This is a genomic window from Micrococcus sp. MS-ASIII-49, from assembly GCF_000946635.1.
GTDB classification, from domain to species: domain Bacteria; phylum Actinomycetota; class Actinomycetes; order Actinomycetales; family Micrococcaceae; genus Micrococcus; species Micrococcus luteus.
On the sequence record NZ_JXSP01000060.1, the window covers coordinates 15,055 to 37,411 of the forward strand.

The 22,357-nt window shown below is 73.6% G+C and carries 19 protein-coding genes and 1 pseudogene; 2 read left to right on the plus strand and 18 right to left on the minus strand.

The window, feature by feature from the left end; translation table 11 throughout:
* Window positions 1-10: 10 nt before the first annotated feature.
* The 9 genes from rsfS to SJ20_RS04505 all read right to left on the minus strand — a co-directional run bounded on the left by rsfS (window position 11) and on the right by SJ20_RS04505 (window position 9,893).
* Window positions 11-436 carry a ribosome silencing factor gene (gene rsfS, locus SJ20_RS04465; protein ID WP_036316941.1) on the minus strand — a complete coding sequence of 142 codons (426 nt, stop codon included), beginning with the start codon at window positions 434-436 and terminating at the stop codon, window positions 11-13.
* Entirely contained in the window at window positions 433-1,080 is a 648-nt protein-coding gene (gene nadD / locus SJ20_RS04470) for a nicotinate-nucleotide adenylyltransferase (RefSeq protein ID WP_036316939.1), read from the minus strand. The genes rsfS and nadD overlap by 4 nt, the downstream gene beginning before the upstream one ends.
* A 74-nt stretch (window positions 1,081-1,154) precedes the next feature.
* Window positions 1,155-1,379, minus strand: coding sequence for a hypothetical protein (locus SJ20_RS04475; RefSeq protein WP_036316935.1), 225 nt, complete (start codon window positions 1,377-1,379; stop codon window positions 1,155-1,157).
* Window positions 1,380-1,458: 79 nt separating this feature from the next.
* Entirely contained in the window at window positions 1,459-2,808 is a 1,350-nt protein-coding gene (locus SJ20_RS04480) for a glutamate-5-semialdehyde dehydrogenase (RefSeq protein ID WP_044659079.1), read from the minus strand.
* Between the two features lie 72 nt (window positions 2,809-2,880).
* Complete coding sequence (gene proB / locus SJ20_RS04485) at window positions 2,881-4,086, minus strand: glutamate 5-kinase (protein ID WP_044659080.1); 1,206 nt, start codon at window positions 4,084-4,086, stop codon at window positions 2,881-2,883.
* Between the two features lie 3 nt (window positions 4,087-4,089).
* Complete coding sequence (gene obgE / locus SJ20_RS04490; protein ID WP_020622077.1) at window positions 4,090-5,637, minus strand: GTPase ObgE; 1,548 nt, start codon at window positions 5,635-5,637, stop codon at window positions 4,090-4,092.
* Between the two features lie 169 nt (window positions 5,638-5,806).
* Complete coding sequence (gene rpmA / locus SJ20_RS04495) at window positions 5,807-6,064, minus strand: 50S ribosomal protein L27 (RefSeq protein ID WP_002853915.1); 258 nt, start codon at window positions 6,062-6,064, stop codon at window positions 5,807-5,809.
* Between the two features lie 51 nt (window positions 6,065-6,115).
* Complete coding sequence (gene rplU, locus SJ20_RS04500) at window positions 6,116-6,421, minus strand: 50S ribosomal protein L21 (protein ID WP_002853919.1); 306 nt, start codon at window positions 6,419-6,421, stop codon at window positions 6,116-6,118.
* Between the two features lie 232 nt (window positions 6,422-6,653).
* Window positions 6,654-9,893, minus strand: a complete 3,240-nt coding sequence (locus tag SJ20_RS04505; RefSeq protein WP_235281255.1) for an Rne/Rng family ribonuclease — start codon at window positions 9,891-9,893, stop codon at window positions 6,654-6,656.
* Between the two features lie 397 nt (window positions 9,894-10,290).
* Between SJ20_RS04505 and SJ20_RS04510 the strand changes: the two genes are divergently transcribed.
* Window positions 10,291-10,950 carry a vitamin K epoxide reductase family protein gene (locus tag SJ20_RS04510; RefSeq protein ID WP_044659082.1) on the plus strand — a complete coding sequence of 220 codons (660 nt, stop codon included), beginning with the start codon at window positions 10,291-10,293 and terminating at the stop codon, window positions 10,948-10,950.
* 86 nt (window positions 10,951-11,036) lie between these two features.
* On the opposite strand, the gene ndk is transcribed toward SJ20_RS04510, so the two are convergent.
* Together ndk and SJ20_RS04520 are read right to left on the minus strand one after the other, a co-directional pair.
* On the minus strand, window positions 11,037-11,459 hold the full coding sequence (ndk, locus tag SJ20_RS04515) for a nucleoside-diphosphate kinase (protein WP_044659083.1): 423 nt from the start codon (window positions 11,457-11,459) through the stop codon (window positions 11,037-11,039).
* A gap of 75 nt (window positions 11,460-11,534) precedes the next feature.
* On the minus strand, window positions 11,535-11,879 hold the full coding sequence (locus SJ20_RS04520) for a DUF4233 domain-containing protein (protein ID WP_354403124.1): 345 nt from the start codon (window positions 11,877-11,879) through the stop codon (window positions 11,535-11,537).
* Between SJ20_RS04520 and SJ20_RS12335 the strand changes: the two are divergent.
* A pseudogene (locus SJ20_RS12335) lies at window positions 11,872-11,916 on the plus strand (hypothetical protein); the annotation flags it as partial. The gene SJ20_RS04520 and the pseudogene SJ20_RS12335 overlap by 8 nt on opposite strands.
* 115 nt (window positions 11,917-12,031) lie before the next feature.
* Here the strand turns inward: SJ20_RS12335 and SJ20_RS04525 are convergent.
* From SJ20_RS04525 to SJ20_RS04555, 7 genes are all read right to left on the minus strand, one after another.
* A complete protein-coding gene (locus SJ20_RS04525) occupies window positions 12,032-13,585 on the minus strand; it encodes a folylpolyglutamate synthase/dihydrofolate synthase family protein (RefSeq protein ID WP_044659085.1) in 1,554 nt (517 codons plus the stop codon).
* Window positions 13,585-17,001 (minus strand): isoleucine--tRNA ligase, encoded by a 3,417-nt coding sequence (gene ileS, locus SJ20_RS04530; protein ID WP_044659086.1) that lies wholly within the window; start codon window positions 16,999-17,001, stop codon window positions 13,585-13,587. Before ileS ends, SJ20_RS04525 begins: the two co-directional genes overlap by 1 nt.
* A 278-nt stretch (window positions 17,002-17,279) precedes the next feature.
* Window positions 17,280-17,915, minus strand: a complete 636-nt coding sequence (locus SJ20_RS04535) for a TIGR03085 family metal-binding protein (protein WP_044659087.1) — start codon at window positions 17,913-17,915, stop codon at window positions 17,280-17,282.
* Window positions 17,916-17,995: 80 nt separating this feature from the next.
* Complete coding sequence (locus tag SJ20_RS04540; RefSeq protein ID WP_044659088.1) at window positions 17,996-19,432, minus strand: FAD-dependent oxidoreductase; 1,437 nt, start codon at window positions 19,430-19,432, stop codon at window positions 17,996-17,998.
* Window positions 19,429-20,697 (minus strand): uroporphyrinogen-III C-methyltransferase, encoded by a 1,269-nt coding sequence (gene cobA, locus SJ20_RS04545; protein WP_044659089.1) that lies wholly within the window; start codon window positions 20,695-20,697, stop codon window positions 19,429-19,431. The genes SJ20_RS04540 and cobA overlap by 4 nt, the downstream gene beginning before the upstream one ends.
* Entirely contained in the window at window positions 20,694-21,617 is a 924-nt protein-coding gene (locus tag SJ20_RS04550; RefSeq protein ID WP_044659090.1) for an ABC transporter permease, read from the minus strand. Before SJ20_RS04550 ends, cobA begins: the two co-directional genes overlap by 4 nt.
* Window positions 21,607-22,332 carry an ABC transporter ATP-binding protein gene (locus tag SJ20_RS04555; RefSeq protein ID WP_010078844.1) on the minus strand — a complete coding sequence of 242 codons (726 nt, stop codon included), beginning with the start codon at window positions 22,330-22,332 and terminating at the stop codon, window positions 21,607-21,609. Before SJ20_RS04555 ends, SJ20_RS04550 begins: the two co-directional genes overlap by 11 nt.
* Between the last annotated feature and the right edge of the window lie 25 nt (window positions 22,333-22,357).

The following is a 22,357-nucleotide window of genomic DNA, read 5'->3' on the forward strand; positions in this document are numbered from 1 at the left end:
CCCGGCCCGCTCAGGAGGCGTGCGAGGCGGAGGCGCCGTCGTCCTGGGTGGCCGCGTCCGGTCGGGTGCTCTCCTCCGGCAGGCCGAGGTCGATCGCCGGGGTGTCCTTCCACAGGCGGTCCAGCGCGTAGAACTCGCGGTCCTCGCGATGCTGGACGTGCACCACGAAGTGTCCGTAGTCGAGCAGCACCCAGTGGCCGTCGGACCGGCCCTCGCGACGCAACGGCTTGAGCTGCTCGTCCTTCAACAGCGCCTCCTCGACGCCGTCGACGATCGCGTTGACCTGACGCTCCGAGGCGCCGGAGGCGATCAGGAAGGCGTCGGTCAGGCCGAGCCGCTCGGCGACGTCGAACGCGACGATGTGCGTGCCGAGCTTGTCCGCGGCGGCGGCCGCGGCGGTGGTGAGGGCGTCCAGGGTGGTCTGGGGAACGGTCACGAGGTCTCCTCTTCCGAGACGTAGAGGTGGTGCTTGGCGATGTATTGGACGACGCCGTCCGGGACGAGATACCAGACGGGCCGGCCCCGGCGGACGCGCTCCCGGCAGTCCGTGGAGGAGATCGCCATGGCGGGGATCTCCATCAGGGAGACGTCGGCGCCCAGGCCCATGTCCGAGAGGTCGTGGCCGGGACGGGTGACACCGACGAAGTGCGCCAGGTCCCAGAGTTCGTCCACGTCCTTCCACGTGAGGATCTGGCCCATGGCGTCCGCGCCGGTGATGAAGAACAGCTCGGCGTCCGGGTGCAGGCGGCGCAAGTCCCGCAGCGTGTCCACGGTGTAGGTCACGCCGGGGCGGTCGATGTCCACGCGGGAGACGGTGAACCGGGGGTTGGAGGCGGTGGCCACCACGGTCATGAGGTAGCGGTCCTCGGCCGGGGAGACCTGCCGGTCCGACTTCTGCCACGGCTGGCCCGTGGGGACGAAGACGACCTCGTCCAGCTCGAACTCGGCGGCCACCTCGGAGGCGGCCACGAGGTGCCCGTGGTGGATCGGGTCGAAGGTGCCGCCCATGATGCCGAGGCGACGACGGTGCGCGCCCCCGGCGGTGGGCGCGGGGACGGGGGTGCGGGAGGCGACGGTCATGCGCTCAGGAGACGAACGGACGGCCCGCCGCGTCGCCCCCGGCGGAGGCGGCGACGCGACGGGCCGGTGAGACGTCAGTGACCGGAGGTGTGCGAGCCGCGGCCGGTGCCGTGGTGCTGGACCGCGGTGGTGGGCTCGGGCAGGCGCAGCGCGCGGGAGCGCATGGACATGGTGGCGGCCAGGGCGGCCATCAGCAGCGCGAAGACGAGCAGGCCGTACCAGATGGGGTCCATCGGCAGCTCGTTGACGACGTGGTGGCCCTCCTCGGCGGCGGCCAGGATCAGGGAGGTGTTCAGCATGGATGCTCCTCGGTGCAGCGGGTCAGACGGCCGGGCCGGGGCCGGGCCGAAGGGGTCCTGGTGTCCATCGTAGCCCGGCTCAGCGGCGGATCTGCCCGTCGCCGCGCAGGATCCACTTGGTGGTCGTGAGCTCCTCCAGGCCCATGGGCCCGCGGGCGTGCATCTTCTGGGTGGAGATGCCCACTTCGGCGCCGAGGCCGAGCTCGCCGCCGTCGGTGAAGCGCGTGGACGCGTTCACGATGACGGCCGCGGCGTCCACCTCGGTGATGAACCGCTCGGCCGCGGCCAGGTCGTTCGTGACGATGGCCTCGGTGTGGCCCGTGGACCACCGGCCGATGTGCTCGATCGCCTGGTCGAGGGAGTCCACGACGCGCACGGCCATCTCCATGTCCAGGTACTCGGTGCCCCAGTCCTCCTCGGTGGCGTCCACGGCGTCCCGGGCGTGGTCGCCGCGGTCGGCGAGCGTGGGCAGCCAGGCCCGCGCGGCCTCGTCCACGTGCAGCAGCACGCCGGCACGGGTGAGGGCGCGCAGCACTTCTCGGCCCACCTCCTCCGCGTCCCGGTGGAGCAGCAGGGTCTCGGCCGCATTGCACACGGAGGTGCGGTGGGTCTTCGAGTTGAGCACGATGTCCACCGCCATCTGCTTGGGTGCGGAGGCGTCCACGTACAGATGCACGTTGCCCTCACCCGTCTCGATCACGGGCACCCGGGCCTCGCGGACCACGCGCTGGATCAGCTCACGGCCGCCGCGCGGGACGAGGACGTCCACCGCGCCACGGGCGGCCATCAGGGCGGCGACGCCGGGACGTCCGAGATCGTCGATGCCCTGGATGATGTTGGCGTCGAAGCCCTGGTCCACGAGCGCCTCGCGCAGCACCTGGATCAGGACCGCGTTGGTGGACTCCGCGGCCGAGCCGCCGCGCAGGATCACGCCGTTGCCCGACTTCAGGGCGATGCCGGCGATGTCCACCGTGACGTTCGGACGGGCCTCGTACACGGCGCCCACGACGCCCAGGGGCACCCGCACCTGGCTCATCCGCACGCCGTTGGGCAGCGGGCCGCCGCGGACCACGGTGCCCACGGGGTCCGGCAGGCCGGCCAGGGTCTCCAGGGCGAGGGCCAGCGCCTCGACGCGCGCCTCGTCCAGCTTGAGGCGGTCCAGCAGGGCCGCCGAGGTGCCGGTCTCGCGGCCGCGGCTGCGGTCCTCGCGGTTGGCCGTGATGATCGCGGCCGTGTTGGCGCGCAGCGCCTCGGCCATGTGGCGCAGGACGGCGTCCTTGCGGGCGCGGCCGGCGACGGCCAGCTCGGGCACGGCCTGACGCGCCCACTCGGCCCGCTGGCGGACGGCCTCCTCGACCTCGGGCGTCGGCGCCTCGGCGTCCTGGCGGCCGGACTGATCCTGGGGTGCGGTGCTCTCGGTGGTCTGCATGCCGCCAGCCTATCGAGCGCCCCGGACGAGGCACGAGGCCCGGTCCGTCGACTCGGCCGGAGCCCGTGCCGGTCAGCGCTGCGGCGGAGCCAGGCGCACCCAGTCGTCGGCGTGCACGACGACGCCGTCGTAGCCCGCGCCGAGGTCCTCGCGGAGGTCGGCGGTCGTCCGCCCGAGCATGGCGGGCAGCTGCGACGAGGAGTACTGCACGAGGCCGCGCGCCCGCACCCGGCCATGCGCATCCACGATCTCGACGACGTCGCCCGGCGTGAAGGCGCCCGTGCAGCCGGTGATGCCCGCGGCCAGCAGGGAGCGGCCGCGGTCGATCGCCCCGGCCACCGCGCCGTCGTCGATGATGAGCCGACCCCGGACCTCCGCCGTGAGGCCGAGCCACGCCGCGCGGGCGGACCGGCGGCGGCCGGTGGCGGAGAACCACGTGCCCACGTCCTCCCCCGCGAAGGCGGCGCCCGCATTGGCGGCCGAGGTCAGCAGGGTCGGGATGCCGGTGGTGGCCGCGATGCCGGCCGCGTCCACCTTGGTCACCATGCCACCCGTGCCCACACCCGCGGAACCGGGCACACGCACGTCGACGCCGGCCAGATCGTCGTCCGAGGTGACCTCCGGGATGCGCCGCGCGTCCGGGTGGGAGGGGTGGCCCGTGTAGAGGGCGTCCACGTCCGAGAGCAGGACCAGCAGGTCCGCCTTGCAGAGGTTGGCGGTGAGGGCCGCGAGGCGGTCGTTGTCGCCGAAGCGGATCTCGCGCGTGGCCACGGCGTCGTTCTCATTCACGATCGGCATCACGTCGAGCGTGAGCAGCCGCGACAGGGCGCGGTGCGCGTTCGTGTACTGGGTGCGCCGCATGAGCTCCTCGGCGGTCAGGAGCACCTGGGCCACCTCGGTGTCGTGCCGGCCGAAGCTCGTGGTGTAGTGCGCCATGAGCTTGCTCTGGCCGACCGCCGCCGAGGCCTGCTGGGTGGCGGTGTCCTTGGGGCGTCGGCCCAGCCCGAGGTGGGGGAAGCCGGCCGCGACGGCGCCGGAGGACACGAGCACCACCTGGGTGCCCTTCTGCCGCTCGGCGGCGAGGACGTCCACGAGCCGGTCGATGGCCGCCACGTCCAGGCCGTCCGGGGTGGTCAACGAGGACGAGCCGATCTTCACGACCACTCGGCGTGCGGCCTGCATCGTCTCCCGCGAGGTCACGGGGTTGGCCTGCGGGTCCTCAGAGCCGCGCGTGGCGGGGGTCGGATAGCGGGTGACGACGGTGCGCCGCACGGACATGGATCATCCCTCTCGATCGTCGGTGTCGGTCCACAGGCCGGAGCGTCGCTCGGCCTCCATCTCGGCCCGGGTCGCCGCACGGGCGGCCCGGCGGGCATCCTGCTCGGCGCGCTTCTCCGCGCGGGTCGCGCGGGTGCGCTCGTCGAGCCGCAGGTCGGTGCCCCGGGGCCCGGCGAGCAGCTCGGCTCCCGCGGACAGCGTGGGCTCCCAGTCGAAGACGACGCCCGTGACGTCGTCGCCGATCACGACGGCGTCGCCCGGCCTCGCACCGGCCTTGAACAGGCCGTCCTCGACGCCGGCCCGCTGGAGCCGGTCCGCAAGGTAGCCGATCGCCTCGTCGTTCTGGAAGTCCGTCTGGGCGACCCACCGCTCGGGCTTCTCGCCGCGCACGCGGAACAGCGGCTCGAGGTTGCGCTCCTCGCGGCGGATCGTGAATTCGGCCCGCTCGCCACGGCGGCGATGCCGGCGCGGCACCTCGACGGGCGCGGCCGGCGCGGGCTCGACCACCCGGGAACGGGCCTCCGCCACGAGCTCGGCCATGGCGTACTTGAGGGCGTCCAGGCCCTCGCGGGCCAGCGCGGAGATGTCGAAGACCCGTAGGCCACGGCCCTCGAGCTCGTCGCGGACCATGTCCGCCATCGCGGCGCCGTCGGGCAGGTCGGTCTTGTTCAGGGCGATGAGGCGGGGCCGCTCGTTCAGCGGTACGACGCCCTCCCCGCCCTGGGAGAAGACGGGCTCCACCGCGTAGGCCTCGAGCTCGGCCTCGATGGCCTCGAAGTCGGCGATCGGGTCGCGGTCGGACTCGAGGCTGCCGCAGTCGAGGACGTGCACGAGCGCGGCGCAGCGCTCGACGTGGCGCAGGAACTCCAGGCCGAGGCCGCGGCCCTCCGAGGCACCGGGGATCAGGCCCGGGACGTCGGCCACGGTGAAGCGCACGTCGCCGGCCTGCACGACCCCGAGGTTGGGCACGAGCGTGGTGAACGGGTAGTCCGCGATCTTGGGACGGGCCGCAGACAGGGCAGCGATGAGGGAGGACTTGCCGGCCGAGGGGAAGCCCACGAGCGCGACGTCCGCCACGGTCTTGATCTCGAGCGTCAGGTCCCGGCTCTCCCCCGGCAGGCCGAGCAGCGCGAAGCCGGGCGCCTTGCGCTTCACGGAGGCCAGAGCCGCGTTGCCGAGGCCGCCCTGACCGCCGGCGGCGGCGACGTAGGTCGCGCCCTCCCCCACGAGATCGGCCACGATGTTGCCCTGCTCATCCTTGACCACCGTGCCGTCCGGCACGGGCAGCACGAGCGACTGGCCGTTCTTGCCCTCGCGGTGGTCGCCCATGCCCGGCTGGCCGTTCTCAGCGGACCGGTGCGGGGCGTGGTGGTAGTCCAGCAGCGTGGTGGTCTGCGAGTCCACCACGAGGGTGATGTCGCCGCCGTCGCCCCCGTCGCCGCCGTCGGGGCCACCCAGGGGCTTGAACTTCTCGCGATGCACGGAGACGCACCCGTGCCCGCCGTTGCCGGCGGTGAGGTGGAGGACCACGCGGTCCACGAAGGCTGCCATGGGAGTGCTCCTAGGGGCTGGAGGGATCGGACTCAGACGGCCCAGGGGCCGGAGACGCCGACGGCGGGGGCGGGTCCGGTGGATGCCGGGCCCGCCCCCGCCGGGGCGTCAGGGGGTGCGGGTGTCCTCGCCGGGCGAGGGTCCGCACGCAGACCGCACGAGTGTCAGATCACTCCGCGGCGGGGACGATGTCCACGACCTTGCGGCCGCGGCGCTGGCCGAAGGCCACGGAGCCCGCGGACAGCGCGAAGAGGGTGTCGTCCTTGCCGCGGCCGACGTTGCGGCCCGGGTGGAACTTGGTGCCACGCTGGCGGACGATGATCTCGCCGGCGTTGACGTCCTCGCCGCCGTAGCGCTTGACGCCGAGGTACTGCGGGTTCGAATCGCGGCCGTTCTTCGAGGAACTGCCGGCCTTCTTATGTGCCATTGCTGTTGCCTAACCTCTCGGATGCTCGGTTTCGCCGGTGCCGGTGACGGCTCAGGCGATCCCGGTGATCTTGACCGTGGACAGCTCAGAGCGGTGGCCCTGGCGCTTCTTGTAGCCGGTCTTGTTCTTGTACTTCATGATGACGACCTTCTTGCCACGGGAGTGGGAGACGACCTCGGCGGTCACCTTCACACCGGCGGCATCGGCGCCAGCCTTGACCTCGTCCCCGTCCACCAGCATCAGAGCGGGCAGCTCGACGGAGCCACCGGTCTCAGCGGGAACGCGGTCAAGGGTAACGAGGTCTCCGACGGAAACCTTCTCCTGGCGGCCGCCAGCGCGGACAATCGCGTACACCACTTGGGACTCACTTCTCTCGACGTTTCAACGGATCAGATCGGGTTCTGCTCGCCCGCACCTCGACCGCGGCTGCGTCCGGGTCCGGCGGTCCCTCACCGGGACATGCGGGAGCGTGCGGGCGGTGAACACCGATGGTCCAGCATACTCGCTGCCGGGCATCCGGACCAAACAGAGGCGTGTCGGCGCGTCGCCGCCGCCCGGGGCAGGCCCGGGGCGGCGGCACCGACGACGGTCAGCGGCCGCGACGGGCCAGGTCGGCGGCCTTCACTCCGACGCCGAGCATCACCGGGGCGGCACCCTGCGGCTCGGCGGGGGTGGACGCCTCGGCCACGGCCGCGGTGAAGCGGCCGCCCTGGGCGCCGCCGGGCGCGGCCTGGACCTGGACGTGGACGCCGTCGGACGACACGGCGCGACGCGAGCGCCGGCGCGGCGATCCAGGCACCGGGGCGGTCGGAGCCGCCTGGGCCTCGGTCGGGGCGTCCGCGGCGGACGCCTGGTCCGCGTCCGCCGTGGGCTCCGCCGTCGGCTCGGTCGCCGCAGGCTCCACCATCACGGCCTCCTCGACGGCGGCCGGGGCGGCGGGCTGCTCGTGGACCTCGGTGGCGTCCGTGGACTCCTCGGGCGAGGGCTCGGTGGCCTCCACCGGAGCCGCGTCCGTGCGGTCGGCCGTCCGCTCGGCGGACGCGTCCGCACCGGCGGCCGGACGGACGACGCCGTCGCTCGAGGCCCGGCGGGACCGGCGGCGCCGGGGCGCCGGGGCATCCTCGGCGGGCACGGGCGCCGGGGCATCCTCGGCAGGCACAGGCTCCGATGCGACCTCGGAGGACACGGCCACCGAGGAGTCGGCGTCCGCGGCCTCGTGCCGCGACGGCGTCGCGCGCTCCGCACCGTGGTCCTCGGCGTCGGCGTCGGCCTCGGTCGAGGCCGCCTCGCCGCCTCGGCGAGACCGCCCGCGGCCACCCCGGCGACGCCGGGACCGGCGGGGACGGTCGTCCTGCTCAGCCGCGTCTTCCGGGGACTCGGCCTCGGCGTCGGCCTCCGCCTCCGCGACGGCGGCCACGGCCTCCTCGGCCTGCACGACCGGGTCCTGGTGCTCGGGGGCCGCGGCGGCGGCCGGCTCGGCCGCCTCCTCCTCGGTCTGACGGGTCTGACCGGCGGACTCGGCGGGGCCGTCGTCGTGCGACCGCGCGGCATCCTCGGAGCCGGCATCCTCGGCGCCGGTGTCCCCCGACTCCTCAGCGCGGCCCCGGCTGCGGCGGCGGCCCCGACGACGCCGGCGACGCGGCGTCTCCTCCTCGTCCGTCCCGGCCGGCTGCCCGGCCTCCGCGGGCCCGGCCGACGCGGCCTCGACGGCCTCGGCCGCGGAGTCCTCGGCGGCGTCCGCCGCCTGCTCGGCGGGGGCGGACTCCTGGGCGGGGGCCTCGTCCTCGGCCACCTTGCCGGAGGCCTTCGCGATCGAGTGCAGGGCGACCCGGGCGGCCTCGGCCCGCTCACGGCGCTGCCGCTCGTCCTCCGAGTCGGCGTGCTCGGCGCCCGTCGTCGTGGCCGCGGCGGCGTGGGCGTGCTCGCCCTCGCCGTCGCCCCGACGCCGGCGACGACGGCGGCCCTCCGCCTCGCCGCGCTGCTCACCGCCGGAGCGGCCCCGCTCGACCGGCGTGTCCTGGATGAGGATGCCGCGGCCGGCGCAGTGCTCGCAGGTCTCCGAGAACACCTCCACGAGCCCGGTGCCCATGCGCTTGCGCGTCATCTGGACCAGGCCGAGCGAGGTCACCTCGGCGACCTGGTGCTTCGTGCGGTCCCGGCCCAGGCACTCCACGAGACGGCGCAGCACGAGGTCGCGGTTGGCCTCGAGCACCATGTCGATGAAGTCGATGACGATGATGCCGCCGATGTCCCGCAGGCGCAGCTGCCGGACGATCTCCTCGGCGGCCTCGAGGTTGTTCTTGGTGACGGTCTCCTCGAGGTTGCCGCCGGAGCCCGTGAACTTGCCGGTGTTCACGTCCACCACGGTCATGGCCTCGGTGCGGTCGATCACGAGCGAGCCGCCGGAGGGCAGGTACACCTTGCGCTCGAGCGCCTTGTGGAGCTGCTCGTCCACGCGGTGGGTGGCGTACAGGTCCTCGCCGTCGTGGTCCTCCGGCACCCAGTGGTGCAACCGGTCCAGCAGGTGCGGGGCCACGTAGGTCACGTAGGCCTCGATGTTGTCCCACGTGGCCTCGCCCTGCACGAGCATGGCGGAGAAGTCCTCGTTGAAGACGTCGCGGACCGTCTTGATGGTCAGGTCCGGCTCGGCGTAGAGCAGCTCGGGGGCGAGCACCTTGGTGCCGGACGCCTTCTCCTGGATGCCCTCCCACTGGGCGCGCAGACGGTTGATGTCGTTCTGCAGCTCCTGCTCGGAGGTGCCCTCGGCCGCGGTGCGCACGATCACGCCGGCGTCCTGCGGCAGGTGGTCCTTGAGGATCTTCTTCAGACGCGAGCGCTCCACGTCCGGCAGCTTGCGGGAGATGCCGGTCATCGAGCCTCCCGGCACGTACACGAGGTAGCGGCCGGGCAGGGAGACCTGGCTGGTCAGACGGGCGCCCTTGTGGCCCACCGGGTCCTTGGTGACCTGGACGAGCACGGTGTCGCCGGACTTGAGCGCGTTCTCGATCTTCCTCGGCTTGCCGTCCAGCTGGGCGGCGTCCCAGTTGACCTCGCCCGCGTAGAGCACGGCGTTGCGTCCGCGGCCGATGTCCACGAACGCGGCCTCCATGGACGGCAGCACGTTCTGGACCTTGCCCAGGTACACGTTGCCGATCATCGAGTCCTGCGTGGTGTGCGAGACGAAGTGCTCGGCCAGCACGCCGTCCTCGAGCACGGCGATCTGGATGCGCTGGTCGCGCTGGCGCACCAGCATCTTGCGGTCCACGGCCTCGCGGCGGGCCAGGAACTCGGCCTCGGTGATCACGGTGCGGCGACGCCCGCCCGAGCGGGAGTCGCGGCGGCGCTGGCGCTTCGCCTCGAGCCGGGTGGAGCCCTTGACGCTCTGGACGGTGTCCGGGGCGGTGCCGACGGCCTGGCGCGGCGCGCGCACGCGGGTGACGGTGTGCTCGGGATCGCCGGCCTCGCCGCCGTCGAGCTCCATGTCCACCTCGCCGCGGCGGCGTCGGCGGCGCCGGCGGGAGACCACGGCGCCCTCGGCCCGGTCCTCGGACTCTCCGGCGTCCTCGTCCTCGGAGCGCTGCCGGGACGTGGTCTCGGTGCGCAGGACCTCGATCAGGTTCGCCGGCACGGCGAACGGGTCGGTCGGGTCGACCTGCAGCGTCGGCGCGCTCGGCTCCTCGGGCGCGTCCGCGGCGTCGTCGGACGCGGGGGTCCGCTCCGGCTGAACCGCCCCGGCGGCGGTGTCCGCCGCGGTCTGCGTCACGGCCTGCTCGGCCGTCTCCTCCACGCGTTCGTCTGCGCGGGTCGTGTCCTCGTTGTTGGCCGCCATGGCAGCACCTCCCGCCGACCGACGACGCCACACTCGCCGCCGCCCGGCGTGTCCGCGTCCGCCGCCGGCCGCGTTGCCCCGGGCGCCGTGCGCCACGGGTGCGCCGGGAGGCGGACTCCGAGAAGTCATCGGGTGGACCGCGTCGACCGTCAGGGCCCGGCGCGGAACCGCTGCGCCCTCGAGATCGGGGCCTGGGCGTCACGTGCCGTCCGCCGGCCGGCGCACGGACGCGCACGGGCGAAGCCCGGCGTCCACCTCCCGCACGATGCTCGACGCGGGGGCGCCTCGGCGGCGGCCCGACGTCGGGCGCGCAGCGGGCTGCCCCGCGGTGTGGCCACGGGACGGCCAGGGCCGATTCTCTCACATCCGCCCCGGGCACGCGCCTAGAATCGTGTCCATGCCTGCGACCCCGCTGACGGACGACATCCGCCTCTCCCCCGCCGACGACATCCCCGCCGAGGAGGCCCGGCTCACCTGGTACGCCCGGCCCGCGGGCACGGCGGCGCTGCTCCTGATCACCTCGCTCGTGGCGCTGACGGCCACCATCATCATCATCGTCGAGCGCGCCCTCCTCACCGCGGACCCGACGCACCGCACGTCCTGCGACCTCAACCCGTGGGTGTCCTGCGGCCAGGTGATGCAGTCGTGGCAGGCCCACACCTTCGGCTTCCCGAACACGTACATCGGCGTGGTCGCGTTCTCCGTGCTCATCACCGTGGGGATGTCCCTGCTCGCCGGCGCCCGCTTCGCCCGCTGGTACTGGCTGCTGATGAACGCGGGGATCCTGGCGGGCTTCGCGTTCTGCGTGTGGCTCTGGTACTCGGCCGTCTACAGCATCGGCACGCTCTGCCTCTACTGCATGATCGTGTGGGCCATGGTCATCGCCCAGCTCGTGCTCGTGACGTCCCGGAACCTGCAGACCGGCACGCTGCCGGCCCCGGCCGGTCTCGTCCGCCTCGCCCGGGAGCTGGCCTGGCCCGTGATCGTGCTCCTCTACGTCCTGGTGTTCGCCTCGATCCTGCTGGAACTGGGCCTCGGGGTCATCGGGATCGACTGAGCCCGCGCTCCCCCACCGGGCACGACGACGGCGGCCGGTCACCCCACCAGGGTGACCGGCCGCCGTCGTGCGGGCCCGGAACGGGCTCAGCCGAACCAGATCGCGAGCTCGCGCTCGGCCGAAAGGGTCGAGTCCGAACCGTGGACGAGGTTCTTCTGGACGGCCTCGCCCCAGTCCCGGCCCAGGTCGCCGCGGATGGTGCCCGGGGCGGCCACGGTGGGGTCGGTCTTGCCGGCCAGCGAGCGGAACCCCTCGATCACCGAATCGCCCGTGACGCGCGCGGCCACCACGGGGCCGGAGGCCATGAACGCGACCAGCGGCTCGAAGAACGGCTTGCCCTGGTGCTCCTCGTAGTGGCGCTCCAGCATGGCACGGGTGGGCGTGAGCATCTTCAGATCGGCGATCACGTAGCCCTTGCGCTCGATGCGCGCGAGGATCTCGCCGACCAGGTTGCGGGCCACCCCGTCCGGCTTGATGAGGACGAGGGTCTCTTCGGTCTGGTGCGTCATGGGGTGTGCTCCTAGCGTCGTCGGACGGCCGCGAGCGCGGTCCGGTTCCCGCCCCACCCTAGTGGGGCCCGGGTCTCAGCGTCCGTGCTCGGCCTCCCAGGCGGCCTCGAGGCGGTCGCGCTGGGCGTTCTCGACGTCCATGGCCCCGCCCTTGATCACGGCGTACGCCCACGTCAGCGCGAAGAGGGCCCCCACCACGAACATCGAGTACTCCCAGAAGCCGGAGGCCAGCAGGACGGCCTGGATCGCCCAGCCGATCGCGATGCCGACGGGCCTGCGCACCAGGGCGCAGGTCAACACCGCGACGACGGCCAGCGCGGAGTAGCCCGCCACGAACCACCAGGCGCCCGGCTCGTCCCGGTGCATGCCGAACAGCATGAGCCCGAGGAAGAAGATGAGCACCGCCTCGAGCATGAGGATCGTGGAGGTGAACAGGGCGCGCACGGAGCGGCGGCGCCGACGAGTGCCGGGGCGCCACTGCCGCTGGGCTCGCGTCTCACGCGCGGGGCGCCAGGACTCGTCGCCGAAGCGCCCCTGCTCCGTGGCGCCTCCGGTCTCCGGCTGGTCGGGGGTCATCGGTCCTCCTCCGGCCGGCGGCGGGCGCCGGCGTCGTCGCGGTCCTCGAGCAGCTCGAGGATCTCCGGATCCAGATCGTCCTCGTCGGCGTCCGCCAGCCCGACGGCGTCGAGCAGGTCGGCGGGGTCGAGGCCGCGGGCGGCCACGGTGACGGGGCCGGCGTGGCGGGGCTCGCCCACGAGGGTGCGGACCTCCGCGGCCAGGGTGATCGAGCCGAGCACGAGCACGCCGCCGCCGGTGCCAGAGGCCAGTTCATCCGCACTCGTCTCCAGGGCCTCCGCGCGGCCGACCGCCCACTCCAGGGCGTCCGGCACGGACTCGGTGGCGTACACGTCATCCTCGGGCCAGCCGGCGTCGACGGCCATGCGGGCCAGCTCCCCGGCCGGGATGGCGCGGGCCGAGGAGGACTGCGTCACCGCGAGGTCCTCCACGTCGTCGCCGAACGCCCGGTAGAGCGCCGCGAGCATGCCCGGCGCGTCCTTCTCCTGGAGGATCCCGACGACCAGCGAGAGGCGGGTGAAGCCGAACGCCTCCTGCACCGCGCGGGCCGTGGCCCGCACGCCGTCCGGGTTGTGGGCGGCGTCCACGATGAGCGTGGGGGCGGTGCGCAGCACCTCGAGCCGGCCGGGCGAGGTGACCTGGGACAGCCCCTCGCGCAGCAGCTCCTCGTCCAGCGGTCGCTCGCCGCCGCCCAGGAACATCTCCAGGGCCGCCACGGCCACCGCGAGGTTCTGCGCCTGGTGCTCCCCGAGCAGCGGCAGGAACAGGTCCCGGTACTCGGCCGCGAGGCCACGCACGGACACCTGCTGGCCGCCCACGGCCAGGGAGCGCTCGAGCACGCCGAACTCGACGCCCTCGAAGCGGAACGGCACGTCGGCCGCTCGGGCCGCCTCGAGCAGCACCTGGGCGGCGTCGCGCTCCTGGGCGGCGGAGACGAGGGCGCCGCCGGGCTTGATGATGCCGGCCTTCTCCTCGGCGATCTCGGCCTCGGTCTCCCCCAGCAGGTCCGTGTGGTCCAGGGAGATGGGGGTGACCACGGAGACGACGGCGTCCGCGACGTTGGTCGCGTCCGTCACGCCCCCGAGGCCCACCTCGAGGACGACGACCTCGACGGGTTCGTCCGCGAACACCGCGAAGCCCAGCGTGGTGACCGCCTCGAAGTACGTCAGCGGGACCTCGCCCGCGGCTTCGAGCTCCGCGTCCACGGTCTGCACGATCGGGAGGATCTCCCCCCACACGCGCACGAAGGTCTCGTCGGCCACCGGGGCGCCGTCGATGCTGATCCGCTCCGTGACGCGCTGCAGGTGCGGCGAGGTGTAGCGCCCGGTGCGCAGCCCGTACGCGCGCAGGACGGCCTCGACCATCCGCGCCGTGGACGTCTTGCCGTTGGTGCCGGTCAGGTGGATCACCGGGGCCGCGTGCTGCGGGTCGCCGAGCAGCGCGAGCACGCGCCGCATCGGCTCGAGCCGCGGCTGCATCTTGTTCTCCGGGGCGCGGGCGAGCAGGTCCCGGTAGACCTCCTCGACCGTGCCCGGGACGTCCCCGCGCATCACGCGTCTGCCTTCGCGACGGAGACGGCCACGGTCTTCATGGCGTCGTCGGCCGGGTCCTTGCGCGGGTCGGCCGCGCCGGAGTCCACGAGCTCCAGGTCCACCGTGAGGGTCTCCTCCGCGACGAGACCGCGGTGGGCCTCGAGCGCCGCCACGACGGCGGTGGGGCCTTCGATCCGCGTGCGCACGCGGTCGGAGACGTCCAGGCCGGCGTCCTTGCGGGCCGCCTGCACGGCGCGGACCACGTCCCGGGCGGTGCCCTCGGCGGCCAGCTCCGCGGAGACCTCGGTGTCCAGCACGAGGAAGCCGGCGGTGCCGGGCAGCACGCCCACCGCGGTCCCCTCGGGGGCACCGGTGGAGACGGTGCGCAGCTCGTAGAGCGCGGGGGCCAGGGTCACGGTCTCGCCGTCGGCGAGCGTGACCGCCAGGCCCTCGGCCGTCTCCTCGTACGCGCCGGCGTCGACCGCCTGCTTCACGAGCGGCACCTGCCTGCCGAACGCCTTGCCGAGCTCGCGGAAGTTCAGCTTCAGCTCCGTGCCGATGCCGTAGCGGGCGATCGCCTCCTCCGAGAGCTCGGTGAGCTCGACGTCCTTGAGGTTCAGCTCGTCCGCCACGATGCGGGCGTAGGTGCCCTCGAGGCCCGCCGCGTCCGGGACGACGACGGACAGGCGGGGCAGCGGCAGGCGCACCCGGCGCCCGGCCCCCTTGCGCAGGGCCGAGCCGGCCGAGCTGATGCGGCGCACCGCGTCCATCCGGGCCACGAGGGAGTCCGCCTCGGGCCCGTGCGGGAACAGGTCGGCGTCCGGGTAGTCGGTCAGGTGGACCGAGCGGCCGCCCGTGAGACCGCGCCAGATCTCCTCGGCGATCAGCGGCATCAGCGGTGCGGCGGCCCGGGCGAAGGCCTCCAGGACGGTGTAGAGGACGTCGAAGGCGACGGTGTCCTCGTCGAAGAACCGCTCACGGGACCGGCGGATGTACCAGTTGGTCAGGGTGTCCATGAAGCCGCGCAGCGCGTCCGTGGCGTCCGAGACCTCGTAGGCGTCCAGGCTGGTCTTGACCTCCCGCAGCATGCGGCCCGTGGCGGCCAGGATGTACTGGTCCAGGGGGTCCTCGGCGGTGTGCCGCTCCTGCGCGCGGTACCCGTCGGGGCGGGCGCCGCCGTCGTGCGCGGTGTTCGCGTACAGGGTGAAGAAGTGGTAGGCGTTCCACGCCGGCAGCAGCACCTGGCGGACGCCCTCGCGGATGCCCTCCTCCGTGACGATCAGGTTGCCGCCGCGCAGGATGGGGCTGGCCATGAGGAACCAGCGCATGGCGTCCGCGCCGTCGCGGTCCAGGACCTCCGTGACGTCTGGGTAGTTGCGCAGCGACTTGGACATCTTCTGTCCGTCCGAGCCGAGCACGATGCCGTGCGAGATCACGTGGGAGAAGGCCGGCCGGTCGAACAGGGCGGTCGCCAGGATGTGCATGGTGTAGAACCAGCCGCGCGTCTGGCCGATGTACTCCACGATGAAGTCCGCCGGGTTGTGCGTGGGGAACCAGTCCGCGCGCTCGAACGGGTAGTGCACCTGGGCGTACGGCATGGAGCCGGAGTCGAACCAGACGTCCAGCACGTCCTCGACCCGGCGCATGACCGCACCGGCCGCGGCGGCCTCGGGGTCCGGGTGGGGGCGGGTGAGGTCGTCCACCCACGGGCGGTGCAGGTCCACCTCGCCCTGGGCGTTGCGCGGCAGGCGGCCGAAGGCCTCCTCGATCTCCGCGAGCGAGCCGTAGACCTCCTGGCGGGGGAAGTCGGGGTGGTCGGACTCCCACACCGGGATGGGCGAGCCCCAGTACCGGTTGCGGGAGATGGACCAGTCGCGCGCGTTGGCGACCCACGTGCCGAACTGCCCGTGCTTCACGTTGCCGGGGATCCAGGTGATCTCCTCGTTCAGCTCGAGCATGCGCTCCTTGATCTGGGTGACCTTGACGTACCAGGACGTCACCGCGCGGTAGATCAGGGGCGTGCGGCACCGCCAGCAGTGCGGGTAGGAGTGCTCGTAGGAGGCTTCGCGGGCCACGCGGCCCAGGGCGCGCAGGGCGCGGATGATCGTGCGGTTGGCCTCGAAGACCTGCACGCCGGCGATCTCGCGCAGGTCGCCGCGCCCGACGTCCTCGCGGGCGAACAGCGGCAGGAACCGGGCACCGGAGTCCACGGAGAGCAGCACGGGGATGCCGTTGGCCTCGCACACGCGCTGATCGTCCTCACCGTAGGCCGGCGCCTGGTGGACCACGCCGGTGCCGTCCTCGGTGGAGACGTAGTCGTCCACGAGGATGCGGTGGGCGCCCTCGACGCCGAGGTCACGGCCGTTGACGGTGAAGGTCTCCCCGCGGTGGGCGTCGAACACGTCCGTGAACAGCGGCGCGTAGGCCAGGCCGCCGAGGCGGGCGCCGGGGATCGTCTCGGTGACCGCGGCGCGGGCGGCGTCGGCATCGGCGTAGCCGAGCTCCCTGGCGTGGGCGCCCACCAGGTCCACGGCCAGGAGGAAGCGGTCCCCGTCCGCGGTCGCGCCCTCGGGGCCGGCCGGCACCACGGCGTACTGGATCTGGGGGCCGACGGCGAGGGCCGCGTTGGTCGGCAGCGTCCAGGGCGTGGTGGTCCAGGCCAGGACGTGGACGCCGGCCAGGTGCGCGGCGAGCGCCGCGTCGGCGCCGCCGTCGGGCACGAGGGCGGGGTCCGCCGGGAGGCCGGTGATCGGGAACGTGACGGTGACCGAGGGGTCCTGGCGCATCTTGTAGACGTCGTCGTCCATGCGCAGCTCGTGGTTGGACAGCGGGGTCTCGTCGTTCCAGCAGTAGGGCAGGACGCGGAAGCCGCGGTAGGTCAGGCCCTTGCGGTGCAGCTCGGAGAAGGCCCAGATCACGGACTCCATGAAGTCCGGGGTGAGGGTCTTGTAGTCGTTCTCGAAGTCGACCCAGCGGGCCTGGCGGGTCACGTAGTCCTGCCACTGGTCCGTGTACTTCAGGACCGAGGAGCGGCAGGCGTCGTTGAACGTGTCGATGCCCATGGCCTCGATCTCGGACTTGTCCGTCATGCCCAGCTGCTTCATCGCCTCGAGCTCGGCGGGCAGGCCGTGGGTGTCCCAGCCGAAGCGGCGCTCCACGCGGCGGCCCTGCTGCGTCTGGTAGCGGGCCACGAGGTCCTTGACGTACCCGGTGAGCAGGTGGCCGTAGTGCGGCAGGCCGTTGGCGAAGGGCGGGCCGTCGTAGAAGACGAACTCGTTCTGCGAGCCGTCCTCGTTCCGGGTGGGACGCTGGTCGATCGAGGCCTGGAAGGTGCCGTCCTCGTCCCAGTACGCCAGGATGCGGCGCTCGATCTCCGGGAAGCGCGGGGAGGCGGGGGTGCGGCCGTCAGGGGCGGAGGAGGCGAGGGGGTACACGGGGGTCCTTTGCGTCCGGGGCGTCGGTTCCGTGCAAGGACGCCCGAGGGCCCGACCCTCCGGCCGGCCGCGGACGCGGTACCACCTTGCTTGCCGGCGTCGGGAGGTCCCCGGGGTGCCGGCCGCTTGATGACTGCTGTGACGGGCTTACCCGTCCGGTTCTACTGGGGCCGTGCGGCCCGTTCTTCCGGAGGCTCGCCGGTGATGGCCGGGTCGACGCCTATGCCCGCCAGTGTAGTGGACGCTGCGCCGGCCCGTGGCCGCGGGGCCGGAGCGCGTCAGAGGGCGGTGCGCACGGCCGCCGACGCGTCGCCGTCGATCTCCACGTGCACGGCGTCCCGGCCCGAGGCCCAGAGGAGGAGCTCCCCGACCTCGCCGGTCACCGTGACGGGCGCCCGCAGCGCCACGGCCCCACGGGTGACGGTGACCGGGGCGCGACCCGGGCCCTGGAGGACCACCGGCGCCGCGGACTTACGCAGGAACAGCGGGGCCATGCGGCGCAGCGAGCGGTAGAGGGCGTCCTCCTCGTCCGGGGAGAACGAGCGCGGGGCGGGCAGCGAGCCGCTGGCCGCGGACTCGCCGCGCCGGACGTCCTCGAGGTGGATGAAGTGCTCGGCCGCGTTCACGTGCCTATCCGCCGCCCGCATGGGGTTCAGCGCCGACGGGCCCGCGGCCCACTCCCGCACGACCTCGGCGTAGTCGCGGCGCTTGGTGTCCGCGGTCAGGCGGTCGAGGTGGCGGGACAGCGGCGGGATGAACAGGGCGGCGAAGGCGTCGGGCCGGCTCTCCCGCAGCCAGAGGTGGGCGGCGAGGTCGCGGGTGCTCCAGCCGCCGCACAGGGTGGGCGCGTCGGGGCCCTTCTCGAGCAGGAGGTCAGCGAGGCGGGCACGTTCGGCTGCGGCGAAGGTGGTCATGGGCACCACGGTAGGGAGCGGGCCGCGGCGCGGGCGAGGGGTGGCCCGCGCCCCGCCGCGGGTCCACCCGACGGGAGGACTCAGCCTTCGGCGCCGAGGAGGACACCCTCCCGGGAGATGCGGGTCATCTCCTCCCGGTCCACGACCTTCACCCGCTCCCGCGCCACCGGACCGGCCTCCGTCGCCTGCGCACCCAAGGACTTCTCGTGGTCATCCAGAGCATGCCAGCCGGCCCACGTGGTGTACGGCACCTCACGGGACTCGAGCAGCTCGATCACCGACTCCTCGGAGGGCTCCTGGGCCGTCCACAGCCCCGGCTCGTCCTCGATCAGATGCTTGATCGTCTCCAGGGAGTCACCCTTGGTGTGCCCGATCAGGCCCACCGGGCCCCGCTTGATCCACCCCGAGGCGTACAGGCCCGGCACGGGGGCACCGTCCGCGTCGAGCACCCGGCCCTGCGCGTTCGGGATCACCCCGCGCACCTCATCGAACTCCACCCCCTCCACGGGCGAACCGAAGTAGCCCACCGCCCGGTAGATCGCCTGCACCGGGTAGTCCACGGTCTCGTCCGTCGGGCGGACCCCACCGGAACCGTCCAGCTCCATTCGGCGCATCCGCAGGCCGTCCACCCGGCCGTCGCCGTCCTCGTCCAGGAACTCCTCGGGGGCCTGGAGGAAATGCAGGTGCAGCCGACGCGAGGCGCTCTGCTGACGGTCCTCCTGCTCCATGAGCCAGTTCGTCAGCGTGCCCACCATGGTGCGGACCTGGTTGTTCTCCTCGATCGCCTTCTCCGAGGCCTCATCGAAGTCGAAGTCCTCCTCGTACAACACGATGTCCACATCCCGGGAGTGCGCCAGCTCCCGCAGCTCCAGCGGGGTGAACTTCACCTGCGCCGGCCCGCGCCGACCGAACACGTGCACGTCCGTGACCGGGGAGGCGGCCAGGTCCCGGTACACGTTGTCCGGGATCTCGGTGGGCAGCAGGTCCTCGGCATGCTTGGACAGGATCCGGGCCACATCCAGGGCCACGTTCCCGTTGCCGATCACCGCCACCTGCGTGGCCTCCAACGGCCAGTGCCGCGGCACATCCGGGTGCCCGTCATACCAGGACGCGAAGTCGGCGCCACCGAACGAGCCGGCCAACTCCACCCCGGGAACGTCCAGGGCCGCGTCCCGCACGGCCCCGGTGGAGAACACGATCGCGTCGTAATGCCGACGCAGATCCGCCAGGCTCAGGTCCGTGCCGTAGTCCACGTTCCCGAGGAAACGGATGTCCCCGCGGTCCATGACCTTGTGCAGGGCGGTGACGATGCCCTTGATGCGCGGGTGGTCCGGGGCCACCCCGTAGCGGATGAGGCCGAACGGGGCCGGGTACCGGTCGAACAGGTCGATGCTGACCCGGAAGTCCCGTTCCTCCTTGGTCAGGATGTCCGCCGTGTACACCCCGGCGGGTCCGGCACCGATGATGGCGATGCGCAACGGGCGATCGGGCCTCGAGGACGAGGGGGTCGGGGTCATGCTCGTGCTCCTTCGGAGGTCGGGTTCAGGGTCAAGATCGGGGCAGGGATGCCGGCCGCAGGCGCGCCGGTGGCGTAGGGGCTCAGGCGCACGACGTCGCCCACGACGATCACGGCGGGGTTCTCCACACCGACGGCGGCCGCCTGCGCGGCGATGGTCTCCACCGTGCCCACGGTGACCCGCTGGTCCGGCATCCAGCCGCGCTCGATGATCGCCACGGGCGTCGCACCGTCGAGGCCGCGCTCCGTCAGTCGGCGCGCGGTGTCCGCGAGCCGACGCACGCCCATCAGCAGGACGAGCGTGTGGTCGGCCCGGGTGGGCACTTCGGACAGCTCTTCGTGGCCGGTCACCAGCGTGAAGCCGGTGGCGACGCCGCGATGGGTGACCGGGATCCCCGCGGCGGCGGGCACCGAGACGGCGCTCGTGACACCGGGGACCACCTCGACGTCGACGCCGTGGGCGCGGCAGTGCGCTGCCTCCTCGCCGCCGCGGCCGAGCACGTACGGGTCGCCGCCCTTGAGCCGGACGACGAGGCGGCCGGCCCGGGCCTCCCGGACCAGGACGGCGTTGATCTCGTCCTGCGTGGCCAGGTGGTTCCCGGGGGCCTTGCCGACCTCGATCACGGGCACCGCCGGGTCCAGCTCGGCCAGGAGGGCGCGCGGGCCCAGCCGGTCGGCGACCACCACGTCGGCCTCCGCGAGCAGCTGCCGGCCGCGCACGGTGATGAGCCCGGAGTCGCCGGGGCCGCCGCCGACGAGGGCCACGCGACCGGGCTCGGCGGACGCGCGCCGCCGCCGCAGCGGCAGCCGCCCCGTGGACAGGGCGAGGGTGATCGCGTCCTTCAGGGCGCGGGCACGGCGAGGGTCTCCCCCGGCGTTGACGGCCACGGTCACGTCCCCGGCCCGGACGACGGCGGGCGTCCAGGCGGCGGAGGACTCGGCGTCGGAGGCGTCGACACACCAGACGCGGCGGGCCTCGGCGTCGGAGGCCACGGCCCCGTCCACGGCCCGGTCACCGGTGGCGGTCTGGGCGAACCAGACCCCGTCGAGGTCGGACGGGCGGTAGGGGCGGCGATGCAGGGTGAGCAGACCGGCCGCCGCGAGCCGCTCCACCTCCTCCCCCGGCTTCGGGGCCACCACGGTGACGAGCGCGCCGGCGTCGAGGAGGGCACCCACGCGGCGGCCGGCCACGCGCCCGCCGCCCACGATCAGGACGGGCCGGCCGAGCAGACGCAGGGAGGTGGGGTACAGATCGGACGCGGTCATCGCGTGCTCCCTTCCAGCAGCCCGCGGCGGCGCAGCATGCGCCGCTCGACGGGGCCGAATGCGGCCAGTTCGACGAGGACGCCGACGGCCAGGATGGTCAGGACGGCGCAGAGGACGACGGCGAGGTCGGACGCGGCACGTCCCTCGTGGAGCAGGGTCCCGAGTCCCACGCCCATGGGCCCGCCGACGGCGATGATCTCGGCGGCCATGAGGCCTCGCCACGCGAAGGCCCAGCCCTGGCGCAGGCCGGAGACGAAGGCGGGCAGGGCGGCCGGGAGGACCACCAGCAGGGCGGTCTCGAGACGCGAGGCGCCCAGCACCCGGGCCGCGCGACGCAGCTGCGGCGGCACCTGGTCCGTGCCGGTGGTGAGGCCGGCGACCACGGCGGGGACGGCGCCGGTGAGCATCACGAAGTACGCGGTGGCGTCGCTGAGGCCGAACCACAGCACCGCGAGCGGCACCCAGGCCACGTTGGGCAGCACCATCAGGGCCGTGAGCAGCGGGCCGAACGCCCGCCGCAGGACGCCGACCTGTCCGAGCACGAGGCCCAGCCCGACGCCGACGACCACGGCGAGTGCGAAGCCCACGACGGCGCGGCCCACCGACGTCGCCACTGCCTGCTGGACGAGGCCCTGCGCCCACAGCGTCCCGAAGGCCCCGACGACGTCACCGGGACCGGTGATCGGCTCACCGCGCGCACCGGCCAGCCACGCGAAGGCCTGCCAGATCGCCACGAGCAGGACGACGGCGGCCACCGGGAGCAGGACCCGGCTCCAGTCCCACCCGGCCAGACCCGTCCGACGGGTCGAGTCGACGGCCTGGAGCGCGTCGAGGCCGCTGTCGAGCTCGCGCAGCTCGTCGTCGGTGGCGGCCCCCGGCGCGCGGCCGGGGGCGTCGAGGGTGGGGGTGTCAGTGCGCATGGCGACGGATCTCCTGACCGAGTCGGGCGGTGATGGCGGCCGTGAGGGCGGCCGCGGCGGGCGCGTCGTGGCGGGCGGCCGCGGGCACGTCCCATTCGGCGACGACGCGACCCGGACGTGAGGACAGCAGCAGCACCCGCTGGCCGAGGCGGACGGCCTCGGCCACGTTGTGGGTGACGAACACGACCGTCCGACCGGTCTGCCGCCACACGCGCTCGAGCTCCCCATGCAGCAGGTCGCGGGTGATCGCGTCCAAGGCCGCGAACGGCTCGTCCATGAGCAGCAGGGGGCGGTCCTGGGCGAGGGCCCGGGCCAGGGCGACGCGCTGGCGCATGCCGCCGGAGAGCTGGTGGGGTCGCAGGTCGGCGGCGTCGTCCAGGTGGACGAGGCGCAGCAGCTCCCCGGCACGCTCCCGACGCTCCCCCGCGGCCACACCGGCGAAGCGGAGGGCGAGCTCGATGTTGCCGCGGGCGGTGAGCCACGGGAAGAGGGCGGCGTCCTGGAACATGAACGCGGCCCCCTCCCGGGGGGTCTTGACGACGCCCGCGGTGGGCGCCTCTAGCCGGGCGATGATGTTCAGCAGGGTGGACTTGCCGCATCCGGACGCGCCGAGCAGGCAGACGAACTCGCCCGGCTCGATCCGCACGGAGACGTCCTCCAGCACGGGCGTGGGCCCGCCGAAGCTCTTGCCCACGTCCTCCATCACCACCGTCATGACCGCTCCCGTCGCGCCGTCGTCA